The 15,802-nt window shown below is 49.7% G+C and carries 5 protein-coding genes; 1 reads left to right on the forward strand and 4 read right to left on the reverse strand.

Going from position 1 to position 15,802, the window contains the following annotated elements; all coding sequences use genetic code 11:
- Positions 1-111 precede the first annotated feature (111 nt).
- From recD to recC, 3 genes are read right to left on the reverse strand one after another with little or no spacing between them, the layout of a single operon-like run.
- Positions 112-2,304 carry an exodeoxyribonuclease V subunit alpha gene (recD, locus tag ORJ01_RS13385; RefSeq protein ID WP_306178462.1) on the reverse strand — a complete coding sequence of 731 codons (2,193 nt, stop codon included), beginning with the start codon at positions 2,302-2,304 and terminating at the stop codon, positions 112-114.
- The gene (gene recB, locus ORJ01_RS13390; RefSeq protein ID WP_306178463.1) at positions 2,294-6,118 is read right to left on the reverse strand and encodes an exodeoxyribonuclease V subunit beta; all 3,825 of its coding nucleotides are present in this window, start codon (positions 6,116-6,118) and stop codon (positions 2,294-2,296) included. The genes recD and recB overlap by 11 nt, the downstream gene beginning before the upstream one ends.
- Positions 6,115-9,582, reverse strand: coding sequence for an exodeoxyribonuclease V subunit gamma (gene recC, locus ORJ01_RS13395; protein WP_306178464.1), 3,468 nt, complete (start codon positions 9,580-9,582; stop codon positions 6,115-6,117). Before recC ends, recB begins: the two co-directional genes overlap by 4 nt.
- Positions 9,583-9,886: 304 nt before the next feature.
- Here recC and ORJ01_RS13400 point away from each other — a divergent pair, with 304 nt between their 5' ends.
- Positions 9,887-15,400, forward strand: a complete 5,514-nt coding sequence (locus ORJ01_RS13400) for a hypothetical protein (protein ID WP_306178465.1) — start codon at positions 9,887-9,889, stop codon at positions 15,398-15,400.
- On the opposite strand, the gene crcB is transcribed toward ORJ01_RS13400, so the two are convergent.
- Positions 15,381-15,779 (reverse strand): fluoride efflux transporter CrcB, encoded by a 399-nt coding sequence (gene crcB / locus ORJ01_RS13405; RefSeq protein ID WP_226752097.1) that lies wholly within the window; start codon positions 15,777-15,779, stop codon positions 15,381-15,383. The two genes, ORJ01_RS13400 and crcB, sit on opposite strands and share 20 nt — an antisense overlap.
- Positions 15,780-15,802: the final 23 nt, after the last annotated feature.

The following is a 15,802-nucleotide window of genomic DNA, read 5'->3' on the forward strand; positions in this document are numbered from 1 at the left end:
TAACTTATGATGCATAAATATCGCGAGGATGGCAAGTACCATTCCCCCCTGAATAGCGCAGCTTATGCCGCGTTATCAGGGGGAGATTGACCGTAATATTAACGGCATGGGCTATGGGCTAAAAGATAAATGCAATTGACCTGCCCGGATCGTTGGCCGATCCACCGCTTGTGTTAGCACGGGCCATGACGGCACCACTAAGGTCAGTTGCTGAGCAGCACGGGTTAAACCGGTATATAACAGTTCACGGCTTAACACCGGGTTATCACGATCCGGCAGTACTAACACCGTATGCGTAAACTCTGAGCCTTGTGACTTATGCACCGTCATGGCAAAAACAGTCGTCACCTCGGCTAAACGGCTGGGTAAGATCCAACGAAGCTGATTATCACTGTCCACAAACACCACCCGTTTCTGCTCTGTATCGGCGGATCGCAGAACGATACCAATATCGCCATTACGCAAATTCAAGTTGTAGTCATTCGCCGTGATCATCACCGGCCGCCCTTCATACCAGCTATCTTGCCGCCCTTGTGCCGAGGCGCTACGTGATACAAAGCTAAGGCTTTGCTGCACTAACGCATTTAAACCGCTGACACCAAAAGGGCCATCGCGTACGGGCGTTAACAGTTGAAAGCCATGATAAGCCTTAAGCACCGAACGTGCCCACCGCTCAAACTGCTCAGCACTCGCGCCAGGCGCAGGCCGAGCTGAAATTTGCTGCAAATAACCGGCAAAACCTTGCTGACAAAGTTGCTGCAAAGACGCTAACAGCGCTTGCTGACCTTCTGGATCTGGCTGTGTTGGCTGTAATAAATGCAGATCAGTAAAACCACTGTCCGGTTTAAATAATGCCGCCACCTCGTTACTGCGACCGTGATTAACAACACGAGCCAGTGCGCCAATACCACTGCTATCATCAAAACGTCGACTAACGCGCAACATGATCACATGCTGAAGATGCCGTGGTGCTTCAGCAACATGCATAAACTCCGGTAAATGACTTTGAGTAAAACCTTGCAAGAAGGCTAAGGTTTCACGGCTATAACCGCCCTGCTCAGCGCCAGCACATAACTGCCCTAAAATGGCGCCCGCTTCCACCGAGGCTAGCTGATCCTTATCGCCTAGCAATACTAATTTCGCACCGGGCGGTAAAGCCGCTAAGGTGGCATGCATCAACTCAATATCCACCATAGAGGCTTCATCAATAATCAATACATCTAAAGCTAAAGGTTTGGCGCGGTGGTGACGAAATTGCCGTGTACCGGCTTGCACCCCAAGTAATTTATGTAAGGTCGAACTGTCGGCGCTAATCTGCTGAAGCGCGCTGTGCCAACTGGCGGGTAACTGCCGTAATTGCTCGGCGGCCGCTTGGATAGACTCTTTTAAACGTGCCGCCGCTTTACCGGTAGGCGCTGCCAATTTAATCACCAACGGCCGAACCTGAGCATCGGCTGAGTCTGCCAAATGCAGCCGTTGCAATAAGGCTAATAAGCGCACCACCGTATAGGTTTTTCCGGTACCGGGCCCGCCCGTGATCACACTAAAATGACTGCGCAGCGTGTTCACACAGGCCAGTTTTTGCCAGTTAATGGCGGTGGTGGTTTGCGGGGTATCAAATAATTCACTTAACCAGCTATTAAGCTGCGCCACCGGCGGTAATGCTTTGGCAACCGGTTGCATTAAACGCTGTAAATCAGCCGCTAACTGCCGCTCATATTGCCAATAACGGTAAAGATAGAGTGTCTCACCCACCAGCACTAAAGGATGTGCTTCCTGCTGTTCACTCGAAACTTGCACCGCGGCACTGTGCGCTAAGGCCTGCTGCAGATCGCTAAGCGTTAAGCCTGCTAATAACGCTGTAGGCGTGACTAATGAAGCTTCCTGCTCGTTGCCAAGACTTGGCGCGAGTAATACAGATGACACCGCTGAAAGCGGCGTAAACGAAGCGCTAGTTGACGCTGATAATGCACTCTCCACAGAGATATTCAACAACCGCTCTGGCTCGGCTAATAACGCCCTAAGCGATAAACAGACATGGCCACGCCCCACTTGATGCGAAAGCAAAGCGGCAAGTAGCATACTGATATTGTTAGACAGGTCCGTGACAGTGCGGTTAGCTGTGTCACACTCGGCTCGGCTTGGAACCGCCGTATGCTGCTGAATAAAACGAGCAAAGGCTAAATCAAGCGCAGTTAACCAACCCACTCGCTGCCAATCAACCAATAACTGCAATAATTGCGGGCTATTAATCTGTTTAAGTAAGCCGATCTCAGCGGCATTGCTCACCAGGTTATTCAACATCTTGGCTCTCCTTACTAACGGTTTTAGCCGAGTCACCCTGCGGTGAACCTTGGTGTAAATAGTGCTCCAGCGCCATAATTAGCGAGGCCGGTGGCAGATCGGTAAAGGCGGCACTGCCGTTAGATGTTTGGCCGCGCAAAAATAAATAGGCCACGCCGCCCATATGCTGCTCATAACAATACTGCTCTTTTAACCGCACTTTTAGCAGCTTATGCAATGCCAGCGTGTACAACACATATTGTAAGTCGTAACGACTACTTAATATTTTATCGCGCATCGCACTTGGCGTGTAAGCACTGTTATTGGGCCCTAAATAATTCGACTTGTAATCTATAACGTAATAACGTCCATTATGCTCAAACACTAAATCGATGAAGCCTTTGAGCATGCCATTCAAATAGTTCGCTTGTAACCCCGGCCGGGCAAAACCTGGCAGCACATGCTGACAGATCAACTGATCGAGCTGCAGCGTACTGATACCATTAACCGCAAACCAAAACTCAGGTTCAGCCTTATAGTGCTTAAGATCGGCTAAACACAGCTGAGTGCCATCGGCGAGCGTAAAACGTGATTGCAAATAGGCCGTCAACCAGCTATCGAGCTGCTCCCGCCGTGCCAGCCAACTGCCATGCCGACAGCGCCGAGCCAAAATAGCGGCGCGAACAGCAGCGTCATGCGCTACATTAGCAAAACCTTCATCGGCGGCATCTTGCAATAGGTTATGTAAAAAGGTGCCAGGCCCCGCGCCGCGGGGTAAATCGTGTAGGCTCAGCGCCATAGCTTGCTTACTTACGGCAGTGTCATTATTCGGTGCACGACTTGCCGTATCTTGCGCTAAGGCATTAGCCAATTCATCCCGTGCATCGTCTTGCTCATCCAACAGATTATGCTCACTCGGACTGTCCGGCTGGCGCAGTGCACCGTATTTTAACGCGGAATAACTTGCCACCCACCATAAATCAAACCGATGATCGGCTGGCATGTGCCGGGCTTGCGCAGCTGCGGCGGGCTCGGAGCTTGGCGCTACCTGATAGAACACGTTGCTGCTAGCTTGCGGCAAAGGCGTAATAGCAATCGCCGGGTGTTGCCACACCTGCTGTGCTTGCTTAAGCAACTCATCAGGTAAGGCGTTGTTAGCCAACCCGGCTAAATGTGCCCAGGCGGTTTTTTGCCAAACCCGATTGTTACTGCTTCCCACTGGCGCTAAACTCACCCAGCAGGCATGCTTGGCGCGGGTCAGTGCCACATAAAGCTTACGGATATCTTCACCTAAACGCTCTTTATCAGCGCGAGCCAGCATCAACTCGTCTGCTTGCAATACTTGCTGTAACTGACCGTGCTCATCATGAAAATTAAACACCTTGTCATCGGCTTTAATGGGTCTACAACTGCTAATAAAAGGTAAAAACACCAGCGGATATTCTAAGCCTTTTGATTTATGGATCGTGACAATTTGAATCAGCTCAGCATCGCTCTCTAGCCTAACAATTTGCTCATCGGCCGCTTGCTGCAAACTGTCACGTTGATAAATGTGCTCGTGTAAAAAGCGGATCAATGCCAAGGGCCCATCCAATTTCGCCGCAGCTTGTTGTAACACTTCAGCCAAGTGCAGCAGATCGGTTAGATAGCGCTCGCCAGCGATACCGCTGTTGCGGGCACTGTCGGCTAATAAACGCTCGGCAATAGCAAATTGCTGTAATAACTGACGGATCATCGCCAGCACACCTTGCTGCTGCCAGGTGGCGGCAAATTGATAGAATTGCCCGACCCGCTGATCCCAATATTGGTCATCATGCTGTAAGCGGTCGAGTTCAGTTAACGGCAATTGCAACAACGCGGTATAAAGTGCCGCTAACAGCGCACGGCGATCGCCAGGCTCAGCACAGGCGTGCAGTACCGTTAGCAGATCGCGCGCCACTTCGGTATCAAACACCGATTGCCGATCAGACAAATAGACACTGGCCAGCCCACGTTGGCGCAGTGCTTGTTGCATTAAATGCCCTTCTTTGTGGGTACTAACTAAAATGGCAATATCATTACTTTGCAACGGCACTAACGGCTCGTCGCCCAGCTGAAATCCGGTTTTGCCCACCGCCGCTTGCAATAACAGCTGCACGATATAATCACTAAAGTGCTCAGCCTGACTTTGCCGATAGCGTTCAACGCTCAGTGGTTTACTGTCATCCATACTGCTATCTAGCATCGAGGCACTGCACTGCCAAAGCGTTAACGCTTGGCTTGGTACCTTACCATCAATCAGTAATTGCGCTTTAACGCCTTTGGCCGCAACCTCAACAAAGGGCACTTGATTACCTTGCTCGCTATTAAACAAAAAAGCTTTTTCGCCAGCGGCCTGCTCTGCTGGCATAAAGATAGCATTGGTGGCACTGACTAAGGCTTGGCTAGAGCGGAAATTCGTTGCTAAGGTGTAATGACGCCCCGCCGTGTCGCGTCGGGCTTGCAGATAGGTAAAAATATCGGCGCCACGAAAGGCGTATATGGCTTGTTTTGGATCGCCGATTAAAAATACCGCAAGATCATGCCGATCGTTGGCTAACTGATACACCGCATTAAAGATGCTGTACTGCGCCGGATCGGTATCTTGAAATTCATCAATCAGCGCTACCGGATATTGCTGTCGCAGTACCTCGGTTAATTGTGCACCGCTCGCCGACGTGACCGCGCGCGCCGTTTGTTCAATAATATCGTCAAAACCCATTAATGCATCCCGCGCTAACTGCTGTTGAAACCGCGCTTTACACCAACTGACGGCATGACTTAATAAACTCAGGGTTAAATCCGGGCCTTGGTTAAACAAGCTATTCAGAGCCAATAACTGCGCCGGAAAATCTTCCTCTAAAGCTGGGCCAGTGTAATTACTCTGAAAATCGCTACCGTAGTTTTTTAGTAGCGCGTCTTTTAAATCAGGAAAATCTTGCAGTACCTGCTCATCGGCAGTGGCTAACCATTGATTTAATGCCGAAAAATCTTTGCGTACTTTATTACTGTTATAAGTGCGTGGTTTATCCAACCATTTGTTGTTGCAAGCCAAATCAACCCAATCGATATAACGTGGTAAGCGCGTTTGCCAATCTTGCTGCGCCGCGAAGATCTGTTGCTGATACTGCTGCTGTTGCGCATTGATCATCTCGGCCAGATCCTGCGGCATCAGGCTTGGTTTGGCATGCTCCCATAAACCATTGATCCGCTCTAACAAGTCTTCTGGGCTTTGACACACAGCACGCACCGCCTGCAATTGCTGTGCAGTTAACGGATAACAAAAGTTACGCCAGTAATCACGAACGGCTTCTAGCTTCAATTGACTAAGATCGGTGACTAATTGCTGGCTAAATAAACTGCCACTGCTAAAGGCATGCTCGCGCAGCACATTTTGACACCAGCTGTGGATCGTTTTAACACTGGCTTCATCCATCGCTTCGCTGGCCATTTGCAACGCATAAGCACATTGTGGCCAGTGCTCAACGGCAAACTCGGCTTTTAGCGCCACCAAAAAAGGATCGGCGCCAGCCGGTGTTTCAGTGTCTCGAAACAACACCGCGGCTTCGACTAAACGCTGGCGAATACGATCTTTAAGCTCGGCTGTGGCTGCTTTAGTAAACGTCACCACCAAAATATCTGCGGGCAATAAAGGTAAAGCGCGACGAGCGGGTGCCAAAAGTGTGGGAATATGCGCCAAAATAAAGCGCACATACAAGGCCGCAATGGTAAAGGTTTTGCCCGTACCGGCACTGGCTTCAATTAAAGCACTGCCCGCTAAAGGCAATTGCAAAGGACTGCTTAACGTGACGCTCATGCCTCATCTCCTGCATCCTGAGCCGCATCCAGTTTCGTGGCACTGCCTTGTTGTAATAAGGCAAACATCGGCTGGTAAAATTGCTGACAATAACTGACGAAGTTCGCGGCAAGCAGGCTCTGGGCATCGGTGTAAAAACGCGCTAAATACCCTAACTTGCTTTGTTCACCGGCAATAAAGTCATCACCTAGATATAATTTGCTTAAGTCTTGTTCAGTCAATTCTTGGTCTTTATCTGATTTTTTCCACCAGGCTTCGGCCAAACTTAACGCAACCGGTAATGGCTGAGACAGCGCCTCGGTTAAGAGTTTAAATAAATGAGCCAGCTGACGTTTCGCCTCATCTGCTGCGATGGGTGACAAGGTTAACATGCTGCCTTCACCAATAATAACCGTACTGAGTAACTGATTTGGTAACGCGGCACTGGCAAAAAGATGCTTTAAATAAGCCACGATAACGTTACGCCAAACCAGTTCGTAACTGCGCGCTTTAAAATTAGCGACTTTGCTCACGTTTAATTCGATTTGCAGCAACTGCCCATCGGCAACGTGATACAGGCTGTTTAGCTCATCTTCTAACTGGTAACCCTCGAAAGATAAGCTGAATCGCTCAGCGCTAAGCGGCCTTTTGGTATCGCGTAACTTGCAAAAGTGTTCATATATCGTCAGTACTGCCGCCTCGCTGTCGGCTAAAACCGGATCAGCCGCATGGCCATAAGGCAAATGACCGCGCTGCCTAAGCCGAGTAATACTTTGTTGTAACAACAGTGTCGGCGCGATGCTCATGCTGTTGGTTTCGGCTTGCAATAGTTGCTGTAACAACAAATCGCGTTGTTGCCAAGCCACTAAATTATCGGCAGTGAATTGCTCAACATCAGTGGCGGCTTGCTCAACACGCTCAAGATAAACCCCAAGCCGTCTGCGGGCTAACATTTGTGCCGGTTCACGCAGTAAGATGCGTAAGTCAGCTAAACTAAACGCCGCTTCAGCTTGATACGGCGGTAAAGGTGTCAACGTAGCCGCAGCCGCAGCTGTATTAGCCTGATGTAACGGTAACCACTCTTTGGCATAACTAAAATAGCGGGCATCCGCCTCAGCTTGAAAATAACTACTGGCAAAAGGTTGTAAGCGATGGTTAAGCGTTAAAGCCGCAGCGCAGTCTGCACCCCATACCGCGTTCAGGTGATCTTGTAATTGTCCCACTAATACCGAAGGCGGCAAATGGCTATTATCTTGAGCACTTTGCCCAACCCAACTGATATAAAATTGCTCACGCGCCGAGAGCATGGCCTCTAAAAATAAATAGCGGTCATCTTCACGGCGCGAGCGATCACCGGGCCGCGTGTAGTAACTCATTAAATCAAAATCGGTTTTACTGCTGGTTCGTGGGTAATCTTGATCATTCATTCCTAGCAAACAAATACGTTTAAACGGAATAGCCCGCATCGGCATTAAGGTAGCAAAGTTGACACTGCCGGCCATAAAGCGCTGTTGTAAATTAGGCTCATCCACCGCACTTAACCAAACATCCAACACGATGTTATAACGCAGATCGCCGTGAAACTCGGCTTCATCGGTACTGCTTAGCCACTCATCAAGAGTATCGCGTAACCGACCAAGCAGTAAATATTCCTCATCGGCCTTGGCTAAAAACAGTTCATCCAGCAAGTTTTGTAATAATTGATGCCACTGTGCCGGTGTTTGGCTTTGTGCCAAGGCTTGCCAATAATGCTGTAATAGCTGCAGTATATTGGCAAGTGCCCCCACCGCTTGCGCAGCAATACCGGCGACTTCAGCATAGGGTTCAATCTGCTGCCACGGTTGCTCAACTTGGTTGCCAGCGGCATAGCCATACAACATACGATCTAACGCAAATTGCCAACTATTGGCATTAAAGGAATAGTCTAAACCCAAGGCTTGGCGCTGCTTCGCATCTAAGCCCCAGCGAGCACCGGCTGCTTGGCTCCATTGCTGCAGTTGCACTACCTGCGCTTGGTTGATCGCAAAACGCTGTTGAATTGCCGGCACATAAAGTAAGTCGAATACGTCGCTTTGGGTAAAACGCTGTTGTGGCGCACTGAGCACCAATTCAAGGGCTTGCAAAATCGGGTTACGCTGCCGTAACCCTTGATCGGCAATGGTATAAGGAATAAAGCGTTTATCCTCGCGCGCCAGTTGACCGAACACGGCATCAATATAGGGCGCATAATGGTTGATATCCGGTACCATCACCATAATATCGCGCGGTTGCAAGCTTGGGTCGGCGGCAAAGGCGGCAAGTAATTGATCATGCAGCACTTCCACTTCGCGCTGTGGGCTATGACAAGATTGAAAAAGTAATGACTGATCCGTTGCTTGGCGCTGCCGCCCTTGCTGACTTTCTGCTAAAGGCCGTAAATTCAAAATATCACTTTGTAATTGTGTTAAAAGCGTGTCGTTTTCATCTTCATCAAATAAATCAAAATGCAGATCGGCAAAACGCTCAGCCTTAGCCCGCGTTTCATCAAACTCATCCAGTAAACGAATATAATCACGCCCCTGTTTGCCCCAAGACGCCAGCAAGGGTTGAGCAAATTGATGTAACTCGGCTTGCTCCACAGCTGTTAAGGGCTGTTTTTCTTTAAAGCGAGGCTTCGCTGCCTGATTTAACAGCTCACGACCATCCACAATATCGGCCCAGTGGTATTTACACGGGTTATGAACGCATAGCACCACCTGACATAGCCCTTTAAGGGCGTGTAGCACTTCTAAGGTTTGCCGCGGCAAGGAAGAAATACCAAACACCACAATGCGCGGCGGTAAGGCGGCCGGTTTGCGACCCGTGGCGGTGAGGATAGCGGCTTCTGTCAAAAAGCGCTGATGCAAGGTGGCGCGGTTACTACAAATTTGCTCGGCGCCGATATCTTGCACCAAGGCTTGCCACAACAGAGCTTGCCATTGCTGATCGGCGGCTAAAGGCTCGGCTTTACCACGATGCCAAATTGTTGCCTGACAGTTGGCCCAAGCGTCCAGCCAATCGGCTCGATACACTTGATACTGATCGAACAAATCAGCAAGCTTGTCACTTAACTGAAATAGCTTACGTTGATCGGCATCTTCTGCTACATAACTTTGCAGCGCTGCAAACTCGGCATGTTGCTGCATCAACGCAGGTAGTAAACGCAATAAGCGCCAGCGTAAACGGCTTTTATCAAACGGTGATTGCCTGGGGATCGCTTGGCCAAGCACGGCCCGATAAGCACGCCACACAAGACGCGCAGGCAAAGTCACCTCCAGCATAGTGGCAATACCGGTATGGCTGGCCAGCGCTTGTTTTAACCACTGGGCAATACCATTAGATTGCACCAATACCACTTCTTCTTCTAAAGGGGCAATCGGATATTGCGCCACTAACTGCACCACAAGATCAGTTAAGGCTTCTAAGCGATGGCTATGGGCAGCAATAAAGCCGGGGGTGAGGGTCATTGTTTCGTTCCTGAAAACTTGACTGCACTTGCTAGAACAGTCAGTTAACTGTTTGCAAAGGCAATAACGATGGATGCAATATCATAACGAGCAGGCAGTATAACGCCACACTGTAAATTTGCACAGTGTAGCGTAAAGCGACATAACACAAATTACTTGAAGATAAACGGCTACTTATAATCACAGAAAAAGATAGAGATACCCTGCAAAATGGCACCCTAGCGTAGCAAAAAAGGTGATTTACAGCCCATTTGCACCATGCTTAAATGGCTTTTAATGCACTTTGGCTAATCACGGACGATGAATGACATCCACTGCCACCTTTACAAAACGCACCTTTAGCGCAATTTTTATAACGGCTTGCTTAAGCGTAAGTTTACTATCCTGCACTAAGTGGCAAAGCCCCACAGCCATAACCGATGATACTAAACCATCGGTCGAATCGAGCTTAGCGCTTATCGACTTTAAGACTCGGTCGTTAAATGAAACCGGTTTAATGCAGGTGCAGTTTCGCTTTAACCAAGCGCTACATATACCCGGGCAATTACCGCCCGCTGAGCTTACCGAGGCCATTGAATTTCAGCCTGAACTTAGCTGTCGCTGGCATTTCCCAGAGCCGAGCGTATTGGCCTGTGATAGCCAAGTGGCCACAGAGCAGCAAGTTACTGTGACGCTAAATGAGAAGGTAACAGCCTTAAATGCCCATTTAGCCAGCTCAGTCACTAAACACTTTAGCGCGGGAGCGTTTTTATTAGAAGTGGAAGGGCTAAGCGCCTTTATCAGGCAAAGTAGTTTTAATCAGGCGCACCTTTTAAAAGCAGATCCACGCTGGTCAGAAGCGCAATTAGCACAACTTCAATTACGTTTGCCCTCGGGTAAGGTTCGGCCAACAGCTTTAACTGGCGGGCGCTACTACCCTGAAAATCAATACAGTTATCAAGAAATCAGCTTAGCAACCGATGAAACCGGCGAGCATCAGCTGTTTTTACCCGCTGGGGTGAGCCAGCCGGATGCACCAGAGCGGGTTATTTGGCAAGGCGAGGTGTTTACGCAAAATCGCTTTTTAGGCTGGTATTGCCTTGCTGAGCCTAGCCAAACTGCTATGACTTATACCGCAGATCACAGCGAAGAGCGGCAGTATCGCGCCATTGATCCACGCCACACCGACTGTTCACCACAGCAACTGGCACTGCGCATGTTGTTAGCAGAGCCCGTTGCAAAAGATTTTTTTACTGATCATAACGAGGGTATCGGACACTTAGCTGAACATTGGGTCACAGGGCCTTATGCCGAGGGCAAAATCAGTCGCGAGGCTGATGGCACAACGCTGCTGCAGTTATATCTCAGTGCTTTAGCCAGCTATCAGTTTCAACTCACGGCTATTTTTCCAGAAGCCACTAACCTGACGTTTTACACCAATGCCGCCACGCCTTTTTGGCAAATAAGCAAGCAAGACGCGCAAAGCGCACTCTTGCTGCCTTGGCCAGACCAAGCCTGGCAGCAGCACTATGCCAAAAAACGCACCGCCTTTATCACGCAAACCGACGAGGCATTAACCAGCAGCATTGCCGAAAAGCCTAAAGCGGTGCCTGAAGTCCTCAGTCAGCAAAGCCAGAGCTTTGATCTTACGATCTATTATCAACATTTTACCAACGCAACGGCTTTTCAAACTTGGCTTAATAACTTATGGCAAGGCATACCGCCACGTAAAGTTGAGCGCTATGGCAATGAGCATTCCTTATTTCCGGCTTTCACTGCCGCAGAGCTTGCCACGCATTTTAACACGCAGCAGCCTTGGCAAAGTGCGGTAAACGATGAACACTTTGCCGCTCGTAGCCCGCTTTTTAGCGGCGAAACACTGGCCCAAAGCGGCGTGTATGTTTATCAACTGGAGGATAACACCGGCAAAGCGGTGCAAAACTGGCTGCAACGGGCGGCCTTTAATCTACAGATTTTTCAGGCCGGTGATCTCGTTGTACAAGTGACCAATTGGCAACAACAACCGCAGGCTGAGGTAGCGATCTCACGGCTTTGTTTGGGCCAAGCCACACCGCTATTACTAGGACATACCGATCCAGCCGGGCGTTTAGCGCTGCCTAAACACCAATTAACACAAGGGCTGGCGGCACCTGAGTATGCACGTTGTTGGATCTGGAGCCAACAGCAAAACTTCATTGCCATTAACCCCTTGTATCTTGATGAAGAGGACGCTGCCCCACAAGCTTGGCTAGAAAGTAATCAGCCGGTGTATCAACCAGGCCAAAGTGCAGAGATCATGTTGCTGTTACGCCAGCAAAGTGCAGAGGGCCTGACTGCGCCTGCATCGCAAAGCGAATTTCAACTGACACTGAGCCGCCATGGCCAACAGATCTTAAGCTGGCCACTGACCAGTACACTTAGCGAGAGCGCCACAACGCCTTTTGTTACGATTGCCAAGATAAACGCCAACCCTGAAGCCTTTTATCACTATCACTTACCGGCTGCGCTCATCAAACACGCGGGGAGCTACAACGTGTCACTGCTTAAGCAGGATCGCGTGCTTAAAAGCCACTATTTTGAGGTGAAACCCTTGCGTTTACCGCTGTATCGGATTGATACCGCTCACCCAGAGTACGTAACCCCGAAACAAAGCGCTGCGCTAACGCTTTCTGTAAGCTCAATGACAGGTGTACCAATACAAACCGAATTACAGCATGAGGCCAGTTGGCGACCGCTGCGCTACCACTATGAAAGTAGCTTTCCCAAAGAGTATCGATTTGATGATGAGGGTGATTACGCCACCCCTGCCAAGGTAATCTCGCCTTATACAAACAATGAAAACGGACAGCTGAGTATCCCATTACAACTGCCAGCAGGCATAACGGTCAGTCATGGTGCCCCGGCCTATCAACAGCATCATATTTTTGATGTCACCGATAGCTTAGGTGAACGCCAGCGCAGTGGTAGTGGCTTGGTTATTTACAATCGTACCCATTTAATTGGCCATCAGCGCACGGCCAACCTGGTGAAGTTAGTGGCGCTTGAGCTAGGTACTTTACACAACACATTGGATAATACCGTGCCGGTTACGCAAGCGCTCTGGCGTGAAAGTGCCGATCCGACCTCAGCGGTGCTCGCACGCTGTATTACAAAGCCTACGCGCTTGCCACTTGATTGTGAAGTTCCTACACAGTTAAAAACAGACAAAAGGCAATGGCTATACTTGCATTTACACTACGGCACACCCAGCCAATTAGCCATTAAACGGGTCAATTTGACGGAGCAAAAACCCAGGTCAAAAGCGCTAAGCAAACCCCTCATTATCGCGCCTGAAACCTTAAATAGCTGGCCAGCAACGCTGGATATCAGTATTCAAAGTGAGATAGCGCGTGATGCGTTATTGTTTGTGCTAAGCCAAGGTATTGAACAGGTTATGCCACTGCGACTTACGCCAGGGGATAACCCCGTACAGCTGGCGTTAACGCCAGCAATGCAGCCCGAACTGTCGTTAACACTGCAGTATGCCGATGAACAGCAACAGTTAACGCGCGTAACGCATGACATCCGTGCCGCTGACAGTATCAGCGCCTTACCTTTTACGCTGTCACTGTTAACGCCGGCTACAGCGTTACAGGCAGATAACAGTGTCGATATTGAGATCACAAGCAAGAGCGCCGCTTCGGTTATGCTGTTTTGGTTAGATGAGGCGCTGCTTTATCACACCCGCAGTGGCGCCCTAGGTAACCTAAATCCTAATGATCTGGTTTCACGTTTTAAAGCGTCTTACTTGTATGCTACTGATTTAGCCAGCGCCTTTGAACCTGAGCTTATAACACCCTTCATTATGGCGCAGTGGCCATTATCTGCTCGTATGCTAAGCGCTGGCCTGCAATTCGCTATGGCAGATAGCGCAGTGAGAAGTTCAGAACCCCCAGCATTACCTCAGGCCGAAATTCCCCTTTGGCTAGGACAACATAGGCTTATGGCAAACAAGCCACTTCGTTTAACCCTGAATACACCGAAAAAACCGGGCAACTGGCATTTGGTGGCCATTGCTGCTAGTACACAACAGCAGCACAGCCAGTCTATTTCGACCTTAGTAAAGGCTAATCTCGAAAACCGCTTACATGCCCCCGTTGAGGCGTTCGAAGGTGATGACAGCTATGCCAGCGTGATGCTCTTTAACCCAAACAAACAGGCTGAGCAGCAACAGCTAAGACTGCTACTAGATGATGTGCCTATCGCACAGTGGACAGTCACACTTGCCGCAGCAGAGCGGCAACAACATGCTATTGCGCTGCCAAAACGTCACGCCGGCCACTACACCTTGCGCCTGGAGCTGCTAAGCAACAGCTCAGATAACCCTGGCGTACCCAGGCTGCTACAACAACATAAGCTGCAGGTTTTAGCCGCGAAAGCCCAGCAGCAACGGCGCTTACTAACCAGCAATACCTCAAGGGTAAGCCTGCCTGTAGGGGCAACAGTACTAAGCGCCCAAGCCTTTGCTGCCGCTACCCAGCAAGCTGATTGGGCCGCCTTGATGCCACAGCAAACCGAGGCGCCAACAGAATGGTTTGAGCAACTGAGTGATTGGTTAATCGCTTACACTCTGTCTAATAAAGCACCAACCTGGGCCGGGCAAGTGCCGCTGTCAAACTGGGCAATTGCCTATCGTGATGATAGTGGTTATCGTCGTCATCAAGCGCAGCAGGCCGATAACAGCAGTCAGCTTTATACGCTCTGGGCGCTACAGCACCTTGCTGCCTTGGGGGTAAACACCGTTGACTTGCTCTCTGCCAGTAATATCGCCGAGGCAGAAAAACAATTAACTTCGCGCTATCGGCCATTATCTTTGGACGAGCAGGTGTTATTGGCACTGTGGCAAAGTATGCGCCAACATGTACCGCTTGAAACCTTGCAAGGTTTACGCAGCCAAGTGGGGCAAGCAAGCGATGCGGCCAGTTTAAAATTGCAAGCCCAATTGGTTGTTGCTTTAGGTCATTTACTAAACGAGGATGCAGCCTTACAACCGCAATACCAGCAATGGCAAAAGGCCCTTATCCAAAGTGGCTACCAGGATCAGTCTTTTAGCCAGTTAGATACCGTCACCGCCTGCTGGGTGTTATACGCAAGCCCCGTTAACCTGCCACGCTTACAAGGCTTAAAAAGCCGAATTGTCGAAGCACAACACGCAGCTGGCCATTTTGGCTCTGCCCAAGCGAATTTTATTTGTACACTGGCACTTTATGGTGCGAAGTCGCAAGCCGTCGCTAAGCCGGTTGCGGCTAAACTTCGCGCTGTATCTAACAGTGACGATTGGCAGCATAGCCTACCGGCCAATTATTGGTTAAGCGTGCAATTTGAGCAGCCGCTTAGCCGCATCAAGGCGTTACATCAGGGACTTGGGCTTAAGCGGCAGTTGTTAAAGTTGCAACAGGGACGATGGGTTACGGCAAATGAGGTGCTATCAGGCGATATTTTACGAGTACAACTTATCGTGCAAAGCCCTGTGTCACGGCGCGATCTCACAATTCATGAGCGCCTATTACCGGGGTTATTATTGTTACCGGCCCGTGATGCAGATACCTTACCTGAAGAGCATGCCACTCACACGGATAGCCGCAGCCAAATCATCAATACGCTTTGGCAGCAAGAGCAGCAATTACAGCTACAGGTTAATGCTATCGAGCAAGGAGAAACCATTTTGGAGTATCGTGTACTGGCGACCTTGCCGGGGCGTTATCAATTTGGCAGTAGCACCATTGTGCTAAATAATGATTGGTTAGTGTATGGTCAGAGCGCGGGCAGCGATAGTTTAACTATCCTGCCCCAGCCGTAGGTGGCATAAAAAAACGCGCCAGCATAAAGCCCAGGCCAGTAAGCAGTAAAGCGCCAATTAAGTGCAGCGCCGCTGTTGCGGCGGCGTGGCTGTATTTTTGCTCTAGCAGCATTTCAATCACTTCAGCAGAAAAGGTGGAAAACGTCGTTAAGCCACCTAAAAAGCCGGTGATAATCAATAAGCGCCACTCTGGCGCTAAGTGAGAGTGTTGCGCCAACCATGGCACCGCCACCCCGACTAAAAAGCCGCCCAGTAAATTGGCAGTCAAGGTACCCAGTGGTAACACATGCCAATGTTGATTCAGCGCTGAGCCAAGTAACCAGCGCAACACCGCGCCACAGGAAGCGCCAACACTGATGGCAAGAATAGGTAGTAACATTGCGCACTCTTTGCTTGTTATTG

Origin of the sequence: Alishewanella sp. SMS8, assembly GCF_030737935.1 — a bacterium.
In the GTDB taxonomy this organism is placed as follows: Bacteria; Pseudomonadota; Gammaproteobacteria; order Enterobacterales; family Alteromonadaceae; genus Alishewanella; species Alishewanella maricola.